General features: G+C 71.0%; 14 protein-coding genes. 4 read left to right on the top strand and 10 right to left on the bottom strand.

Translation table 11 applies throughout. The annotated features are described in order from the left end of the window. Positions 1–91: 91 nt before the first annotated feature. Positions 92–2653 (bottom strand): aminopeptidase N, encoded by a 2562-nt coding sequence (pepN, locus tag AB0J04_RS14345; RefSeq protein ID WP_363168688.1) that lies wholly within the window; start codon positions 2651–2653, stop codon positions 92–94. Between the two features lie 154 nt (positions 2654–2807). On the opposite strand from pepN, the gene AB0J04_RS14340 reads away from it, so the two are divergent. Beyond that, entirely contained in the window at positions 2808–3452 is a 645-nt protein-coding gene (locus AB0J04_RS14340; RefSeq protein WP_363168686.1) for a DsbA family protein, read from the top strand. A 58-nt stretch (positions 3453–3510) separates the two neighbouring features. Further along, positions 3511–4293: an SAM-dependent methyltransferase gene (locus AB0J04_RS14335; RefSeq protein WP_363168685.1), complete on the top strand. Its 783-nt coding sequence runs from the start codon at positions 3511–3513 to the stop codon at positions 4291–4293. A gap of 33 nt (positions 4294–4326) precedes the next feature. Here the strand turns inward: AB0J04_RS14335 and AB0J04_RS14330 are convergent, their stop codons facing one another. From AB0J04_RS14330 to AB0J04_RS14295, 8 genes are all read right to left on the bottom strand, one after another. Continuing rightward, positions 4327–4971, bottom strand: coding sequence for a response regulator transcription factor (locus AB0J04_RS14330; RefSeq protein WP_363168684.1), 645 nt, complete (start codon positions 4969–4971; stop codon positions 4327–4329). Continuing rightward, positions 4968–6134 carry a sensor histidine kinase gene (locus AB0J04_RS14325; protein WP_363168683.1) on the bottom strand — a complete coding sequence of 389 codons (1167 nt, stop codon included), beginning with the start codon at positions 6132–6134 and terminating at the stop codon, positions 4968–4970. Before AB0J04_RS14325 ends, AB0J04_RS14330 begins: the two co-directional genes overlap by 4 nt. Then, positions 6131–8344, bottom strand: coding sequence for an MMPL family transporter (locus AB0J04_RS14320; RefSeq protein WP_363168682.1), 2214 nt, complete (start codon positions 8342–8344; stop codon positions 6131–6133). Before AB0J04_RS14320 ends, AB0J04_RS14325 begins: the two co-directional genes overlap by 4 nt. A gap of 202 nt (positions 8345–8546) precedes the next feature. Next, positions 8547–9941 carry an LLM class flavin-dependent oxidoreductase gene (locus AB0J04_RS14315; protein WP_363168681.1) on the bottom strand — a complete coding sequence of 465 codons (1395 nt, stop codon included), beginning with the start codon at positions 9939–9941 and terminating at the stop codon, positions 8547–8549. Positions 9942–10016: 75 nt separating this feature from the next. Next, positions 10017–10751, bottom strand: a complete 735-nt coding sequence (locus tag AB0J04_RS14310; RefSeq protein ID WP_363168679.1) for an ABC transporter ATP-binding protein — start codon at positions 10749–10751, stop codon at positions 10017–10019. Beyond that, on the bottom strand, positions 10727–11581 hold the full coding sequence (locus AB0J04_RS14305) for an ABC transporter permease (protein ID WP_363168678.1): 855 nt from the start codon (positions 11579–11581) through the stop codon (positions 10727–10729). Before AB0J04_RS14305 ends, AB0J04_RS14310 begins: the two co-directional genes overlap by 25 nt. Positions 11582–11586: 5 nt before the next feature. After that, positions 11587–12654, bottom strand: coding sequence for an ABC transporter substrate-binding protein (locus AB0J04_RS14300; RefSeq protein ID WP_363168677.1), 1068 nt, complete (start codon positions 12652–12654; stop codon positions 11587–11589). A gap of 237 nt (positions 12655–12891) precedes the next feature. Next, entirely contained in the window at positions 12892–14160 is a 1269-nt protein-coding gene (locus AB0J04_RS14295; protein WP_363168676.1) for an ROK family protein, read from the bottom strand. A gap of 458 nt (positions 14161–14618) precedes the next feature. On the opposite strand from AB0J04_RS14295, the gene AB0J04_RS14290 reads away from it, so the two are divergent. Beyond that, positions 14619–15197, top strand: a complete 579-nt coding sequence (locus tag AB0J04_RS14290) for a biotin transporter BioY (RefSeq protein ID WP_363168675.1) — start codon at positions 14619–14621, stop codon at positions 15195–15197. Between the two features lie 216 nt (positions 15198–15413). On the opposite strand, the gene AB0J04_RS14285 is transcribed toward AB0J04_RS14290, so the two are convergent. Then, positions 15414–16136 carry an LPXTG cell wall anchor domain-containing protein gene (locus AB0J04_RS14285; protein ID WP_363168673.1) on the bottom strand — a complete coding sequence of 241 codons (723 nt, stop codon included), beginning with the start codon at positions 16134–16136 and terminating at the stop codon, positions 15414–15416. 284 nt (positions 16137–16420) lie between these two features. On the opposite strand from AB0J04_RS14285, the gene AB0J04_RS14280 reads away from it, so the two are divergent. Continuing rightward, a complete protein-coding gene (locus AB0J04_RS14280; protein WP_363168672.1) occupies positions 16421–18298 on the top strand; it encodes a serine/threonine-protein kinase in 1878 nt (625 codons plus the stop codon). Positions 18299–18347 lie beyond the last annotated feature (49 nt).

Below are 18347 nucleotides of genomic sequence, written 5' to 3'. Positions count from 1 at the left end.
AAGTACGTCCAGTACGAGGACTTCCGGCCGGCACGCCGAGAGCACGCACCGGACGCCGCTCCTTGACGGGCAAACGTTGCCTGCCGCGGCACTAGTGGGCGCCGCCGGCCTGTGCCCGCAGCGAGCGCGCCAGGTCGTCCTGCGCCTCCAGCACCAGCCGGCGCAGCGCCGGGGCCGCCGACTCGTGCGCCGTCAGCCACGCGTCCGCCGCCGCCAGCGTCTCCGGGGAGTCCTGGAGCGACGGGAACAGGCCCCGGACGATGTGCATCGCGATCTGGATGGAGCGTTCCGACCAGATGCGCTCGATCGACGCGAAGTACTTCTCCGCGTACGGCGCCAGCAGCTCCCGCTGCGAGGGCTGGTCGAAGCCCGCGATCGTCGCCTCCACGAGCGCGTTGGACAGCGTGTCCGACTCCACCAGCTGCGCCCACGCCTGCGCCTTGACCGCCGCCGAGGGGCGCGCGGCGAGGCAGCGGACCTGGTGGCGCTTGCCGGACGCGGTGTCGTCGCGGGCCAGCTCGGCCGCCGGCGCCGACTCGTCCGCGACGCCGTGCGCCACCAGCGGCTCCAGGAACACCCAGCGCAGCTCCTGGTCGACCTCCAGTCCGTCGATCTTCGCCGTGCCGTCCAGCAGCCCCTGGAGCAGCTCGAAGTCGGAGCCGGACGACGCGACCGACGCGAAGAACCGCGCCCAGGCCAGCTGGTGCTCGCTGCCCGGCTCGGCCGCCCGCAGATCCCGCAGCGCGACGTCGGCGAGGATCCGCCCGCCCGTCGGCCGCCACTGCTCGGGCGCGTAGTGCACCAGTGCCGAGTTCACCCACGCGTGGAGCATCTGCAGGACGCCGATGTCGGACTCGCGGTGCGCGAACCGCGTCACCAGGTCCACGAAGTCGGACGCGGGCAGAGCCGCGTCCCGGGTCATGTTCCACAGCGCCGACCAGCACAGGGCACGGGCCAGCGGGTCGGTCGTCGAGCCCAGGTGCTCGCGCAGGGTGGCGAGCGAGGTCTCGTCGAACCGGATCTTGCAGTAGGTGAGGTCGTCGTCGTTGACCAGCACCAGCTCGGGCGCCTCGGCGCCGGCCAGCTCCGGCACCACCGTACGGGGGCCGTCGACGTCCGTCTCGGCACGCGCGTACCGCTCCAGGCGGCCGTCCTGAAGCCGGTAGAGGCCGATCGCCACCCGGTGCGGCCGCAGCTCGGGATGCGACTCGGCGGCCTCCTGGAGCACGGCCAGCTCGCTCACCCGGCCCGCCGCGTCCAGCAGCACCTGCGGGGTCAGCGAGTTCACGCCGGCCGTCTGCAGCCAGGACCGCGCCCAGAGCGCCATGTCCCGGCCGCTGGTCTCGGCGAGCACGGAGAGCAGATCGCCGAGCCGGGTGTTGCCGTACGCGTGCCGCTTGAAGTAGCGGCGGGCGCCCTCCAGGAACGCGTCCTGCCCGACGTAGGCCACCAGCTGCTTCAGGACGGACGCGCCCTTGGCGTACGTGATGCCGTCGAAGTTGAGCTTGGCGTCCTGCAGGTCGCGGATGTCGGCCGTGACCGGGTGCGTGGAGGGGAGCTGGTCGGCGCGGTACGCCCAGGCCTTGCGGCGGTTGGCGAAGGTGATCCAGCCGTCGGTGAAGCGGGTCGCGCCGACCAGCGCGAACGCGCCCATGAAGTCCGCGAAGGACTCCTTCAGCCACAGGTCGTCCCACCACTGCATGGTGACCAGGTCGCCGAACCACATGTGCGCCATCTCGTGCAGGATGACGTTGGCCCGCGCCTCGTACGAGGCCCGTGTCACCTTGCCCCGGAAGACGTACTCCTCGCGGAAGGTCACCAGGCCCGGGTTCTCCATCGCGCCGAGGTTGTACTCGGGGACGAACGCCTGGTCGTACTTCCCGAAGGGGTACGGACAGTCGAAACGGTCGTGAAAGAAGTCCAGGCCCTGCTTGGTGATCAGGAAGACGTCGGCGGGCTCGAAGTAGGGCGCGAGGCCCTTGCGGCACATCGCGCCGAGGGGGATCTCCAGCGTGCTGCCGTCTTCCAGCTCACGCGTGTACGTATCCGTCACATAGTGGTACGGACCGGCCACGACACACGTGATGTACGTCGAGATCGGCTTCGTCTCCGCGAACCGCCACACCCCGTCCGCCTGCTCGCCGAGGCCGTTGCTCCACACCGTCCACCCCTCGGGCGCGCGCACCTCGAAGCGGAACGGGGCCTTGAGATCGGGCTGCTCGAAGTTCGCGAAGACCCGGCGGGCGTCGGCCGGCTCGTACTGCGTGTACAGGTACACCTCGCCGTCCTCGGGGTCGACGAAGCGGTGCAGGCCCTCGCCGGTGCGGGAGTAGGCGCAACTCGCGTCGACGATCAGCTCGTTCTCCGCGGCCAGGTCGTCGAGGAGGATCCGGGCGCCGTCGAAGACCTCGCCGGGGTCGAGGTCGCGTCCGTTGAGGGAGACGGCGCTCACACTCGGCGCGATCAGGTCCGCGAAGGTCGACGCGCCGGGCTCGTTGCAGCGGAAGCGCAGCGTGGTGACCGACCGGAAGGTGCGTTCTCCCGCCTCCTCGCCCACCGCCGACCGGATGTCGAGGGACACGTCGTACCCGTCGACGGACAACAGGGCGGCCCGCTCCCGGGCCTCGTCGCGGGACAGGTTCTCACCGGGCACGGGCGGTACTCCCTCGGCACGTCATGGGATGGATCTCGTGGTCAGCAGCGATCCTGCCACGTGCCCCTGACGCCGGGCAGCAGGGAATGTGCGGCACGGGCGACGGCGTTGAGGCGAGGAAGCTTGATTTCTTGAGGACCTTCTGAGGAGAGACATGTCGGAGAAGACGCCCGTCGACTTCTGGTTCGACCCGCTGTGCCCCTGGGCCTGGATGACCTCGCGCTGGGTTCTGGAAGTCGAGAAGGTCCGTGACATCGAGGTCCGCTGGCACATCATGAGCCTCGCCGTCCTCAACGAGGACAAGATCGACGAGCTGCCGGAGGAGTACCGCGAGATGCTCGCGGTCAAGGCCTGGCAGCCGGTACGCGTGGTCACCGCCGCCTGGCAGCTGCACGGCGCCGACGTCCTCGGCCCGCTGTACACCGCGCTCGGCACCCGCTTCCACAACAACGACGAGGGCCCGACCCTGGAGGCCATCGCGGGCGCGCTCAAGGACGTCGGTCTGCCCGCGTCCCTGATCGAGTACGCCGAGCAGTCGGACTTCGAGTTCGACGCCCAGCTGCGGGCCTCCCACAAGGAGGGCATCGACAAGGTCGGCCAGGACGTCGGCACCCCGGTCATCGCCGTCCCCGGCCCCGACGGCGAGCAGATCGCCTTCTTCGGCCCGGTCGTCACCCCCGCACCCAAGGGCGAGGAGGCCGCCCGCCTCTGGGACGGCACCGTCGCGGTCGCCTCCGTCCCCGGCTTCTACGAGATCAAGCGCACCCGTACCAAGGGCCCGGACTTCAGCAACCTGTAACGAAACCTGCGCGACACGGCCCCCCGCGAGCAGCCCTCGCGGGGGCACCATGGTTCCCATGACGGAGATCGACACCTCGGTACCCCATTCGGCCCGCATCTGGAACTACTGGCTGGGCGGCAAGGACAACTACCCGGTGGACGAGGCGGCCGGCGACGCCTACACCGCGGTCTTCCCCGGTATCGTGACCATCGCGCGCAGCAGCCGCGCCTTCCTCGGCCGCAGCATCGGCCATCTCGTCGAGGAGGCGGGCGTCCGCCAGTTCCTCGACGTCGGCACCGGGCTGCCCACGGTCGACAACACCCATGAGGTCGCCCAGAGGCTCGCCCCCGAGTCGCGGATCGTCTACGTCGACAACGACCCGCTGGTCCTCGCCCACGCCCGCGCCCTGCTCACCTCCGCCCCCGAGGGCGTGACGGCGTACGAGGACCTGAACCTGTACGAGCCCGACGGCATCCTGGCGGCCGCCGGCCGGACCCTCGACCTCACCCGCCCCACCGCCCTGATCCTCAGCGGCATCCTCGGCCACGTCGACGGCTACGACCGAGCCCGCGACCTCGTGCGCGCCCTCCTCGACGGCCTGCCCGCGGGCAGCTACCTCTGCGTCAACGACGGCTCCCGCGGCACCGACCCCGCCTACGAGCAGGCGCAGGACGCCTACAACGAGACCGGCGCGGTCCCGTACTTCCTGCGCCCGGTCGAGCAGATCGAGGGCTATTTCGAGGGGCTGGAGTTGGTCGAGCCGGGCGTGGTGTCCGTACCGCTGTGGCGTCCGGCCCCGGGCACGGCCGCGCCACCGCACCCGATCGGCCAGCACGGCGGCCTGGCCCGCAAGCCCTGACGCCCGCCGCCCGACCCGCCGCCCGGCCCTGCGCTACGGCGGGGGCAGCAGCCCCCGCTCCATGGCCACCACCACCGCCCGGGTCCGGTCGTTCACGTCGAGCTTGGCGAACAGCCGCAGCAGATGGGTCTTGACGGTGGCCTCGGAGATGACGAGACGGCGGCCGATCTCGGCGTTGGTCAGCCCGTCGGCGACCGCGCCGAGGACGTCCGTCTCCCGGGCGGTCAGCGCCTCCTGGACCGGCCGCCGCAGCCGGGCGACCAGCTTCTCCGCGACCCGGGGCGCGAGCACGGTCTCCCCGCGCGCCGCCGCCCGGATCGCGTCCACGAGCTGCTCGCGCGTGGTGTCCTTCAGCAGATAGCCGATGGCCCCCGCCTCCACCCCGCGCTCGATGTCCGCGTCCGTGTCGTACGTCGTCAGGATCAGGACCCGGGTGCGCGGATGGCGGGCGACGATCTCGGTCGTCGTCCGGACCCCGTCCAGGACCGGCATCCGCAGGTCGACGAGGGCCACATCGGGGTCGTGCCGCTCGACCAGGTCGAGGCCGGCCCGGCCGTCGCCCGCCTCGCCGACGATCTCGATGCCGTCCTCCCCGGCCAGCAGGGCCACCACCCCGGCCCGCATGACGGTGTGGTCGTCGACCACCACGACCCGCAGTGCGGCCGCGTCGCCGTTCATACCGGAATCACCGCCAGGATCCTCGTGCCGTCCCCGATCGAACTGGTCACCGTCAGCCTTCCACCCAGTTCCGCCAGTCGCTTGCGCATTCCGTCCAGCCCGAATCCCACCGCGTCCCCCACCGCGAACCCGGTGCCGTCGTCGGTGATCTCCAGTTCCACCCCGTACGGCCGCCGGGCCAGCACCAGCCCCACGGTCGACGCCCGGGCGTGCTTGCGCACGTTGGCCAGCGACTCCTGGGCGCAGCGCAGCAGCGCGATCCGGGTCCGCTGGTCGCAGTCGAGTTCGGTCAGGTCGGCCGCCACGGTGAGCCCGGTGTCCTCCGCGAACCGGCCCAGGACCCGGCGGAGCGTCCGGGCCAGGGACGCCGACCCGTCCGGGGGGTGGCCCGAGCCGACCAGCTCCCGCGCCTCCGCCAGGTTCTCCCGGGCCGTCGACTCGATCGAGCGCAGCTGGCGCGCGGCGCGGCCGGGGTCCACCACGAGCTCCGTGCGCGCGGCCTCCGCGAGGATCACGATCGACGCGAAGCCCTGCGCGAGCGTGTCATGGATCTCCCGCGCCATCCGCTCCCGCTCGTCCGCCGCGCCCTGCCGCTGGTGGGCGGCGGACAGTTCCGCCTGGGTGCGCTCCAACTCGACGATGAGCGCGGCGCGTTCGGTGCTCTGCTCGACCACTGCCCGCGCCCACAGGCCGATCAGCACCCCCACCGCCACCACGATCAGCGTGCCCACCGTCGCCTCGCCGAAGAACTCCCTCGACCAGCCCTGCTCCATCCAGCTTCCCCCCAGTGTCAGCGCGGCGGCCAGTCCGAGGAACCCCAGGGAGATCCTCGGACTGCGACCGAACATCCAGTAGTGGGGAAGCGTCGTCATGAACAGTGACGCGTAGCTGGTGCGCAGGTACGCCAGTCCGCCGAGCGCCACCACCAGCACCACGAGGTAGCCGTGCGGTCGTACGACGGGGTTGTCCGGGAAGCGGTGCAGGACCCCGTAGCTGAGCGCCACGCCGCCGAGCAGGGCGAGGGCCGCGTACCGGCTGCCGCTGTCGCCCAGGGCGGTGACGATCCCGACCGCCATCGCGGCGAACAGCACCCAGCACACGGTGTTCCATCGGCGCAGTGTCGTGGCCCAGAACACGTCGACGGAAGGCGAGGGCATGGTCATACGGAGGAACGTATGCCGGACGGCGCTGTGCTCGCTGCGGGTTTCACGGGCCGCGCCGCCCGGCCCGGCCACCAGCTGCGCTCGCCGAGCAGCAGCATCGCCGACGGCAGGATCAGGATCCGCACGACGAAGGCGTCCAGCAGGACGGCCGCCGCGAGCACGAACCCGATCTGCTTCATCTCGATGATGTGCAGGAAGACGAAGCTCACGAACACGGTCGTCATCACCACCGCCGCACTGGTCACCACGCTCGCCGACCGGCGGACCCCGTCGAGCACCGCCTGCCGGGTCGGGGTCCCCGCGAGCACGGCCTCCCGGATCCGGCTGACCACGAACACCTGGTAGTCCATGGACAGACCGAAGAGGATCACGAACAGGAACAGCGGCACCCGCGACCCGATCGACCCGGTGGAGTGGAAGTCGAGCAGCCCCTCGGCCCAGGTGTGCTGGAAGACGAGGACCAGCAGCCCGAGCGCGGCCGCCGCCGACAGCAGGTTCAGCGCGACGCCGAGCAGGCCGAGGACGACGGACCGGAACGCGTACAGCGTCATCAGGAAGGTCACCAGCAGCAACGCCCCGAGCACGAGAGGGAGTTTGCCGTTCTGGTGGGCCGGATAGTCGGCGTACCGGGCCACGTCACCGCTCACGCCGTACTCGGCGCCGGCGACCCGGCCGACGGTCTTCGGCAGGTACTCGTGCCGCAGGTGGTCGAGCGAGTCGTAGGCCTGGTCGGAGTTGCCCAGATAGGGCACCCGCAGTTCGAGGGTGCTGACGCGGCGGTCGGCGGAGGTCCGGACGCGGGGCGTGCCGGTGAACAGCGGGTCGTCGTCGGTGAGTCGGGTGAGTGCGGCGAACGCCTCGGTGACCTCGTCGGCCTGCGCTGCCTCGGCGCGCACGACGATCTGGTGGGTGACCCGCTGCTCGGGGAACGCCTCGTTGAGCCGGTCGTACACCCGCATCGCGGGGATCTCGCGGGAGTGCGTGTCCCGGCTCATCTCCGTGATCTGCAGACCGGCCAGCGGGACGACGAGCGCGAGCAGGGCGAGGACCGACACGCAGAGCGTGGCGAGGGGATGCCGGGCGGCGGGGCGCAGGAGGACGGTCCAGGCGCGGTCGCCGCGGCCGCTGTCCTCGCGGGTGCGCCGGGACGGCTTCCCGCGTTCGGCACGCCGGGACGCCCTGCGCTCCGCGCGCCTGCCCAGCACGGTGAGCAGCGCGGGCAGCGCCGTCAGGGAGCTGGCCATCGCGACCAGGACGACCACGACGGTGCCGGTGGCGAGCGAGGAGAAGATGACGTCCGAGGCCAGGTACAGCGTGGCGGTCGAGGCGACGACCGCGAACCCGGAGACCACCACCGCCCGCCCCGAGGTCGCCGCCGCCAGCTCGACCAGCGCCTCCGAGCTGAGCCGCCCCCCGCTGCGGGCCCGTTCCTCGCGCTCCCGCTTCAGATAGAAGAGCGTGTAGTCGACGCCGACGGCGAGACCGATCATCAGGATGACGTTCGTGCCGACCCCGGTGTCGGGGGAGACGTGCGAGGCGACCATCGACAGCCCGACGGCCGCCGCGATCGACGACAGCGCCAGCAGCAGCGGCACGGCGGCCATGGTGAGCGAGCCGAACACGACCAGCAGGGTCAGCAGCGTGACCGGCAGGGTGATCTTCTCGGAGAGTGCGAGATCGTCCCCGCGCTGCTCGTCGACGCCCTTGCTGATGGAAGGGCTGCCGGTCTCCTGGAGCAGCAGCTCCGGGTGGGCCTGCTGGACGGCCGCCGTCTGCGCGGTGAGCGTGTCGACCTTGTTCTTGGCGTCCCGCTCCTCGCCCTTCAGGGTCACCTCGACCACGAGGATCCGGCCGTCGGCGGAGCGGACCGGCGCGGCCACCTCGGCGACCTCGGGCAGCCGTGCCATCCGGGCGGTGAGATCGCGGGCGGCCGCCGTGGCGGCGGAGGCGTCGAGCGCGGTGCCCGGCGGCGCGGCGGAGATCAGCACCTGCTCGGCGGACCTGCGCTCCAGCTGCCCGTCCGCCGCCATGGCCTCGGCCCGGCCGGCCTCGCCGACCCGGTAGTCGGCCGTCCTCGCGCTGTTCGTCCCGACGGCACTGCCGACGGCCAGACACAGCGCGACGAACACCAGCCAGCCGATGATCGCCCGCCAGGGGTGCCGGGCGCTGGAACGCGCGATGCGTACCGTGGGGGAGTTGATTGATTCCATGCCCAAAAGCCTTGTTGACCAGGGCAGTTGCCGGACAGAGGCACCCGGTTGAACTTCCCGTCCACCGATCGGTGGACCCGGGGCGGGGGAGAACCCCCCGCCCGGAGAGGGGAGAACCCCCGCGAGTCACGTCCTCGCGGGGGCTTCCTTCATTCCGCCCGCCTGCGTGAAGGGTGAGAAGACGATCACGAGGCAGGACGCTTCACCGGGCCGTCAGGGCGTGAGCAGCAGGACGTCCGCGCGGGACTTCGAGGGCGGGTGCGGGGGTGTTCACGTGCTGGTTGGCGGGGCGCGGGAGGCCGTACCGCTCGCGCAGGGTCGTGCGGGGGCGGCTGTCGTACTCCGTGCGCAGCAGACCGCGGGCGCGCAGGATCGGGACGACGTGGTCGACGAAGGCGTCGAGGCCGGAGGGCAGCACCGCGGGCATGATGTTGAAGCCGTCGGCGGCGCCCTGGGTGAACCAGGTCTCGATCGCGTCGGCGACCTGCTCGGGCGTGCCCGCGAAGGTGAGGTGCCCGCGCCCGCCGCCGAGCCGCCCGATCAGCTGCCGCACGGTGAGCCGCTCGCGCCGGGCGAGTTCCACGACGAGCGTGTAGCGGCTCCTGGCCCCCTCGATCGCACTCTCCGGAGGCAGATCGGCGGGCAGCAGGCCGTCCAACTCCAGTACGCCCGGCTCAAGTTGAAGCAACTGCTCCAGCCGCTGGATACCGTACGAGTGGACGATGTGGTCCTCGAGGACCTGCTCGTGCGCCCGCGCCTCCGCCTCCGTCGAGCCGATCACCGGCACGATCCCGGGCAGCACCTTGATGTGCTCGGGGTCGCGACCGGCCGCCGCCGTACGGGACTTGAGGTCGGCATAGAAGGCCTGCGCGTCCTCGATGGTCTGCTGCGCGGTGAACACCGCCTCCGCGTACCGGGCGGCGAACGCCTTCCCGTCCTCGCTCGACCCCGCCTGCACGAGCAGCGGGTAACCCTGGGGCGAACGCGGCACGTTGAGCGCGCCCTCGACGCTGAAGTACGTGCCCTGGTGCCGGGGCGGGTGGATCTTGTCGTCGTCGCCCCAGACGCCGGACGCCTTGTCGGCGACGATCGCGTCGTCCTCCCAGCTGTCCCAGAGCTTCAGGGCCACGTCGAGGAACTCGGCGGCACGGGCGTACCGCTCGGCGTGCGCGGGCTCGGCGTCGAGCCCGAAGTTGCGGGCGGCCTCGGCGCCGGCGGTGGTGACGATGTTCCAGCCGGCCCGGCCCCCGCTGATGATGTCCAGCGAGGCGAACTTGCGGGCCAGGTTGTAGGGGGAGTTGTAGGACGTGGACGCGGTGGCGATCAGCCCGATGTGCCGAGTGGCGGTCGCCAGCGCGGTGAGCAGCGTGAGCGGCTCCAGGGCGCCGGCCGGACGCTGGGCGATGTCGCCCCACAGCTGCGGCCCGTCGGCGAGGAACAGCGAGTCGAAGGTGCCGCGTTCGGCGATCCGGGCCAGGTGGACGTAGTGGTCCAACTCCACATGGGCGAACGGATCACTCTCCGGAAGCCGCCAGGAGGCTTCGTGATGACCGGTGCTCATGAGGAACGCGTTGAGGTGGAGGAGACGGCGGGGCATGGCGGGTCCTTTACGACGAGCAGGTCTGGTGGCGGCGTACGAGCGCCGGTGCGGATCTTTCGGCCTGTCCGGGGGTCACCCCACGTCCTCGGTCACACCGAGCGCCGCCAGCAACCGCTCCCGGTACTCCCCGAGCAACGGATCGCGATACGAACGCGGGTGCGGCCGATCGATCGTCAGATCGAGCCCGACCCGCCCGTGCTCCAGGACGAGCACCCGATCGGCGAGCACGATCGCCTCGTCCACGTCATGGGTGACCAGCAGCACAGACGGCTTGTGCCGCTCCCACAGCTCACGCAACAGCGCATGCATCTTGATCCGCGTCAGCGCGTCCAGCGCCCCGAACGGCTCGTCGGCAAGCAGCAGCTCGGGCTCGCGCACCAGCGAGCGGGCCAGCGCCGCCCGCTGCGCCTCGCCGCCGGACAGCTCGTTGGGCCACGCCCGCTCCCGGCCGCCGAGCCCGACCTCGGCGAGGGCGGCCCGCCCCTTCCGGTCGGCCTCCTTGCCGTCCAGCCCGAGCAGGACGTTGTCCAGCACCCGCCGCCAGGGCAGCAGCCGGGAGTCCTGGAAGACGACCGACACCCGCTCGGGGGCGGTGAGCTGCCCGCTGCCGACGACCTCGTGGTCGAGGTCGGCGACCGCCCGCAGCAGCGTGGACTTGCCGGATCCGCTGTGCCCGAGGAGGGCCACGAACTGTCCGGCGGGGATGTCGAGGTCGATGCCGTCGAGGACGGTACGTCCGTCGAACGACCGGGTCAGCCCCCGCAGTTGAACGGCGGGTCGGGTCAGTTGCTCAGTGTGCGGCGCCACGACAGCACCCTCCGTTCGACGATACGGACCGCGCTGTCGGAGATCAGTCCGAAGACGCCGTAGATGAGGAGCCCGACGAGGATGACGTCGGACCGGCCGTAGTTCTGGGCCTGGAACATCAGGTAGCCGAGGCCGCTGGTGGCGTTGATCTGCTCCAGGACCACCAGTCCCAGCCAGGAGCCGGTCACCCCGAGCCGGAGTCCCACGAAGAATCCGGGCAGCGCGCCGGGGATCACGATCTGCCGGATGAACTGGACCTTCGACAGCCCCTGCACCTCGGCGAGTTCGACGAACCGGTGGTCGATGCCGGACAGCGCGGCATGTGTGTTCAGGTAGATCGGGATGTAGACGACGATGGCGATGATCGCGATCTTGAAGGTCTCGCCGATGCCCAGCCAGAGGATGAACAGCGGGATCAGACCGAGGGTCGGGATCGCCCGGTTGAGCTGCACGGTTCCGTCGATCAGCGCCTCGCCGGTCCGGCTCAGCCCGGAGGCCAGCGCGAGCGTGACCCCGGCGGTCAGGCCGATCGCGAAGCCGTACCCGGCGCGTTCCAGCGAGGTGAGGATGTCGGTGGTCAGCGTCCCGTCGGTCCACAGGCGGACGCCGGTCTCCAGCACCGTCCGGGGCGCGGGGATCGCGCCGGTGTCCAGTTGCCCGGCGGCCGACGCGGCGGCCCACAGGACGATGAGCAGCAGGGGCCCGGCGAGGCGGGCGGCGGGCAGCCGGCGGCCGGGGGCGAGGCCGCGGCGCCGTCGGCGGCGGGGGCGGCCGTCTTCGGCGGTGACGGCGGGGGCGGTGCCCAGTGCGGTGGCAGTGACGGTGGTCATGGCGGTCAACTCCGGTACTCGGCGGCTACGGACTTCGCGGCGATGCCCTCGAAGCGGTGGTCGAAGAGCGAGGAGACGTCGAACCTCTTCACGAAGCCGCCCTCCGCGAGCAGGTCCGCGGTCTCCTGCTCCCACTTGATCGCCTCGGCCCAACTCGGCGAGAACAGCGGCTTGTTGGCCAGCGCGGTGATCGCCTCGGCCTGATCGAGGGTCAGGTTCTGGGTCTTGACGTAGAACTCCTCGTTCCAGACGTCCGGGTGCTCGTACTGCCACACCTGGCCCCGCGCCCACTGCGGGATGTACGCGGCGACCGCGGCCGCCTTCGCCTCGTCGTTCAGCACGGACGTCGGCGCCCACAGCAGGTTGAGCAGGTCGACGACGTCGGTGGTGACGACCCGGGCGCCCTTGGACCCGTACTGCTTGAGGTAGGCCGGGGACTGGCTGTTGGCGAGCGGGGCGATGTCCACCTGACCGGACTGGAGAGCGGTGAGGAACTGGTTGCTGGTCAGTGGGACGAGCTTGACGTCGTCGTACTTCAGGCCCGCCTGTTTCAGCGCCCGCAGCAGGACGACGCCCTGCGCCTGCCCCTGCGAGAACGCCAGCTTCTTCCCCCGGAAGTCCTCGACGGTGTGGATGTCGCTGCCCGGCTTGGTCGCGAAGAGATAGTTGGGCTTGCGGGTGATGTTGATCGCGACGATCTTCGCGTCGAATCCCTGGTAATGGGCCTGGATCGGCGGAATACCCGCGTTGTTGGCGAGATCCAGGGACTTCGCGCGAAAGGCGTTGATGACATCCGGACCGGCCCCGATGTTGAGCCAGCTGGACACCTTGAACGGCAGCGCCGGCAGATCCGCCAGCTTGAACTGCAACTGCTGGACGTTCTGGAAAGAGGAGATTTTCAGGCTCGTGCCGGCGGGCACCTTGTCGGCGAGCGGAGCCGCGGAGGCGCCCTCGCCACCCGTGGCGGCACTGCTCTCGGCGCAGCCGCTGAGCCCCGCGACCCCGGCGGCGGCACCGAGCAGAGAGGCGAGGAAGAGACGTCGGTCGACACCGGACGCACGGGAAACGGGCATGGGAGAACCCCCAGGGGAAAACGAACGGAAAGGAATGCGGAATTGCGGGCGCATCATGGCCTGACAAAGAAAGCTCACGCGTGAAAGGCGGAGCATCAAAGGCCGAGATGCAAGGCAGAGGGAGAAGAGAAGGGCGCGCTCCCGGCGCGCCGGGGCGTCAGCAACAGAAGGTGCGACAGCTCATGGAACGATATTCCCGTCCTCGGGCAAGGCCTGTCAACATTCGGAGTTTCTGAATTAACTGGGAGCGGTGTCGCGCACGGTGTCGCCCGCCTCCGATGCCCTCAGCGGATCCCGGTACAGCACGTCCAGAGCCACCGCGCCGCCCGCCACGGCCAGCACGGAGTCCCCGAAACTCGCGGGCAGGACGCAGTCCGCGCGCCCCGCACCGACCTCGTCCCGCAGCGCGGCGAGGCAGTCCTCCCGGAACAGCACGCCCACCTCGGTGACGACGACCCGCTCCGGATTGAGCACGTCCAGCAGCAGCCCGACCGCCCGCCCGACCATCCGCGCCCGCTCCCGCAACAGCCGGACGGCCACCGGGTCCCCGGCGTCGGCCGCGGCGAGCACATGCATCGGGTTGACCCGGTCGATCACCCCTGCCGCCGTGGCCCGCCGGCACAACGTCCGCTCGCTCAGCTCCGCCTGGAGGCAGCCGACGCGTCCGCAGTCGCAGGGCTCGGTGCCGCCGGCCAACGGCAGATGGGCGATGGCGCCCGCCTGCGAACGCGGCCCGTGGTGCACCTCGTCGTTGGTGGCGAACGCCGCGTCGACCACGTTCCCGACGAACAGCTGGAGCACGCTCCGGCTGCCGCGCGCCCGCCCGAACATCCGCTCCGCGTTGACCAACGCCCGCGCGTGTCCGTCCACCTGGACCGCCAGCCCGCTGCGACCGGCGACGATCTCCCGCACCGGCACATCCCGCCACCCGAGCAGCGGATGCTCGACGACGGTCCCCGAATCCCGGTCCACCCAGCCGCCCACGGCGACCCCCGCCCCGAGGGCCAGGCGGTCGGGAGCCTCGCCCAGCAGCGCGCCGAGCCCGTCGGCGGCCCGCGCCAGCACCTCGGACGGTTCGAGGCTTCGATGCCTCAACTCCCGCCGCGCCACCACCCGTCCCCGCAGATCGAGCAGCGAGACGGTCGTGTACGGCACCGCCACATGCACCCCGCCCAGCACCAGCCTGGAGTCGTCCAGGTCCACCGGAACGTGCGGACGGCCCACCCCGTTGCTGCGCCGGGGCACGGCCGCCTCCCGGATCAGCCCGAGCCCGGCGAGCCGGGCGCAGTGATCGGTGACGGAGGCGGGGGACAGCCCGGTCAGCCGGGCGAGGGTGGAGCGCGCGACGGGCCCGTGCTCCAGCACGGACCGCAGGATCACGCTGGCACTGGTACGCCGCCGGTCGCTGTCGGCGACCCGGCGGGCGACGGGAGGGGCCGCCGGAGGAGGGGTCCGGGCAGAGGTCCGGGCAGAGGTCCGGGCGGGGGGAGCCGCGGTACGGGGCATGGGAGGCAAGGGGAACTTCCTCGGAAGTCGGGAGCCGGTCCGACACTGCGCCGTCTGTGGGGCGCGGCGCGCCGGATGACCGACTCCGCCCGCCTCACACCGGAGGGCGACAGGCGGCCGTGCCGACGCGTCGCAGGTCGACATGGCGACGCGACGAGAAGTTCAGGGCCTGGGCCTGGGCAACCATGGCTGGAAGCGTAGGGCAGGAAAGGTGAATCCGACCAGAGCACTAGGATTCCTTTGGTGAGAACACACAATCTCGCCGTCTCGCCGAAAGGTGGGCGAAACATCCCCACCTCAGTGATCGGCGTCACGCCGTACCGGGTGTAACGGGCACTCTTTGTCCGGAGCCGACCAAGGTCGAGTTCCCCCCTTTGTCGATCGCTGACGGTGAGCGGCCCGTGATCGCTGGGATAGCGTCGCGGTGTCCCGAACCGTCCCCACCTCGCGGAGTCCCCATGAGCACCGCCGCCGTCACCGCCGCCCGTCCCGGGCAGGTCCTCGCCGACCTGCTCCCCGCCTCCCGTGTCCGGGACATCGCGCTCGTGCTCGGCGGCGCCGCGCTGACCGGCCTCGCGGCCCAGATCGCGGTCCCGGTCCCCGGCACCCCCGTTCCGGTGACCGGCCAGACCTTCGCCGCGCTGCTCGTCGGCACGACCCTCGGCACCCGCCGAGGAGTCTCCGCACTCGCCGTGTACGCGCTGGCCGGGCTCGCCGGCGTGCCGTGGTTCGCCGACGGCGCCTCGGGCCTCAGCGTCTCCTTCGGCTACATCCTCGGCATGATCCTCGCCTCCGCCGCCGTGGGCGCGCTGGCCCGCCGCGGCGCCGACCGCTCCATGCTGCGCATGGCGGGCGCGATGCTGCTGGGCGAGGCCGTCATCTACGCCGTCGGCGTCCCGTACCTCGCCTACGCGGCGGACATCTCCGCCTCCGCCGCCATCGCGGCCGGCCTCACGCCGTTCCTGATCGGCGACGCCCTCAAGGCACTCCTGGCGATGGGCCTGCTGCCGACGGCCTGGAAGCTCGTCAAGCGGTGACCGGCTGACGATTCGCCGACCCGACCGCCGAAGGGGGCGTGACCTGACGGATTCCGTCAGATCACGCCCCTTCGCTGTCGGCGCTTGCCGGTCCTGTCGCTCCTGTCGGTCCTGTCGCTCCTGTCGGTCCTGTCGGGCTTGCTGGGCCTGTTGGCCTGTTGGCCTGTTGGCCTGTCGGCCTGTCGGCCTGTCGGGCAGTCGGGCTGGTTGTCGGGCTCAGCCCTGCCGCTGCCGCGGTCGCCGCTGGGACCACCACAGCCCGGCCGCGCCCGCCGCGAGCAGCGAGGCCCCGGCCGCGCCGAGCGGCAGCAGGTCGCGTCCGACACCGGTCTTGGGCAGTTCGTCGCCGCCGGGGGCCACGGGCGTGTTGTCGGTGCCGAGGAGCAGCGGGGTGGCGGGCGCGTTCGGCGACGGGTTCGTCGTACCGAACGGCACCGGGCCCTGCTGCCAGAACGTCTTCGTCCCGTCGCTGGTCTGGACGGGCAGACAGATCTTTCCGGTCTTGCTCAGATCGAAGGTCGCGTCGACGGCGTACGACTTCGACGCCCCGGCCGCGAGATTGTCGATGGGGCAGGCGAAACCGCTGTTGGATCCCTCCGGAAGATCTTTCTCCGCGATGGCGGCACACCCCTCGACGCTTTTGACCGAGAGTCCGTCGAACCCCACGACCAAAAGCCTTATCTGTCCGCTGTCCTTGGTTCCCTCGTTCTTCACCGTCGCGGTGATAGCCGTTTTGTTCGAACTGTTGTCGACCGAGATCGACTCCGGCAGCAGCGTCGTCGTCTTCACGCCCGCAGGCGCCTCGTCGACGGGCTTTCCCCCCTTGCTGCTGCCGGGCCCCTGGTCGTCCGCCCCGGCCGGGAAGGAAAAGATCAACACTGCCGAGAAAGATGTCACGACCAGCGATCCGGCAATGGTCGTCGCACGACGAGAACTCATGTTCGGCCCCCTTGGCTGCGCCTGAATTCGCAGTACTTGAAGAGGTACCACAAGATTTCTCCACACTATGCTGGTACCGCACTAAGTGTGACTATTGTGTTTCAGGGGCCGGGCAATGGAGGGGGTGCAGCGGATTGCCGGGAAATTCGGGAAACACGGGGAATCCGGGGGGTCCGGGGAATCCGGGGAACGACGGGAATCCGGATAATTCAGGGAGCGGGGGTTTCCCAGGGATAATCGTGACGGGCCGCTATCGACTGGTCGAGAGTATCGGGCAGGGAGGAATGGGACGGGTGTGGCGAGCCACCGACGAGGTGCTCGACCGGCAGGTCGCCGTGAAGGAGATGCGCATCGACGGCCTCGACTCGGAGGACACCCGCACCCGCCGCGAACGCACCCTCCGCGAGGCCAGGGCCACCGCCCGCATCGACCACCCCAACGTGGTGCGCGTCTACGACGTGGTCGACGAGGGCGAACGCCTCTGGATCGTCATGGAGTTGGTCGCCGGCCGCTCTCTGGAGCGGATCATGGCCGAGGAGGGTCCGCTGGGCCCGCACGAGACCGCCCGCATCGGCCTCGGCCTGGTCATGGCGCTGCGCCAGGTGCACGCGGGGGGAGTCCTGCACCGCGACATCAAACCGGGCAACGTCCTGGTGGAGAACGCGCCGAGCGCGCAGACCTTCGACACCTTCGGCAACAGGGCGACCGGCGGTCGACGCGTCGTCCTCACCGACTTCGGCATCGCCGCGATCCAGGACGCCAAGGCGCTGACCATGGTCGGCATGCTGGTCGGTTCCCCCGACTACATGGCCCCCGAGCGCATCTCCGGCAGCCCGCAGGGCCCGCCCTCCGACGTCTGGTCCCTGGGCGCGACGCTCTGCGCGGCCCTGGCAGGCCACTCCCCTTTCTCCCGAGAAACGACGCTGGCCACGCTCCACGCGGTCCTCTACGAGGAACCTCGACTCCCCGTCGACGCGGGCCCGTTGCAAGCCGTCCTCGCAACCCTCCTCAAGAAGGACCCCGCAGCCCGCCCGACCCTCACCGACCTGGAATCCGCCCTCGCCCCCATAGCCTTCCCGCCCCCTGCAGAAGGGGGAGGAGGGCCAGAAGAAGGACCAGCAGAAGTACCGGTAGCAGGACCAGCGGTGCTGAGGGAGCCGCCGACACGCGCGCTCCTGGACGCATCGAGGGCACCGGCTCCTCCAGAGCCCCCCGATCCCTCCACCGAAGCAGCCTCGGAGATGCGCTCGGAGTCAGGCTCGGCAGCCCCGTTCGTATCCCCGTCCCCGACCCCTTCCCCGTCCGCTCCCCCTCGTTCCGGAGTCTCACTGGCCCGTTCCCAGGCGGAGACGGAACGCAGGCCCTTCCCGGAGGCGGGGGAGGGAACCCCCGCACCGCGCTCAGCCGTCCGGACCCGCCGAGCGGGACTCCCGTCCGGAGGCGAGCTGCCCGGTCCCGCTGTCCCGGCGGCCTCCGGGAGCGGGCGCGGCGGCCGGACCGCGGGATGGACAGGCCGACGTCGCCGTACCGGAGCGGTCGCCGCCCTGGGTGTCGTGGCCGTCGGGACGGTCGTGGCGATCGTGCTCGCGTCGGCCCCCGGTGCGCACGACGGCGACGACGACCGGGCAGGCGGCGCCTCGCCCAAGCCGTCGCCGGTCACCGGCACGACTGCGGAAGCCCCCGCCACCCCGTCGCTGTCACCGTCGTCCACGGTCGAGGGGACCTTCAGGCCGCCGAGTCTGCCGCCCGGCACGCACCAGGAGGCCGGCGGCTTCGCGTGGGCGACGCCCAAGGGCTGGCGGCGGGATGTGAAGACGGGCGCGGAGGTGCACTACACGTCCCCCGACGGCACCCAGGAACTCGTCGCGAAGTCCTCCCTGGCCCGCGGCGATCTGATCGACACCTGGCAGACCTCCGAGCGGAACGCCCAACAGGGCCAGGACTACCGCAAGATCCGCCTGGAGGAGACGACGTTCCGCGGCCTCCCGGCGGTCGTCTGGGAGTACACGTTCACCCTCCAGGGCACCCCCTGGCACGCCCGTCTCCTGGGCTTCAACGAGGACGGCAGGTCGTTCCAGATCAACACCTGGTACCAGCCGGAGACGGAGACGGCGGCCATGAAGACGTACGAGAGGGTGAAGGACAGCTTCAAGGTGATGTGACAGAACGAAAGAAGTGAACCGAAGAAAGGGGCCCCGCCGAGACAGCCGG

Source organism: Streptomyces sp. NPDC050263 (assembly GCF_040655955.1).
Taxonomy (GTDB): Bacteria; Actinomycetota; Actinomycetes; order Streptomycetales; family Streptomycetaceae; genus Streptomyces.
Note: the sequence above shows the minus strand (reverse complement) of the source record. Positions and strands in the feature narration are given on the sequence as shown.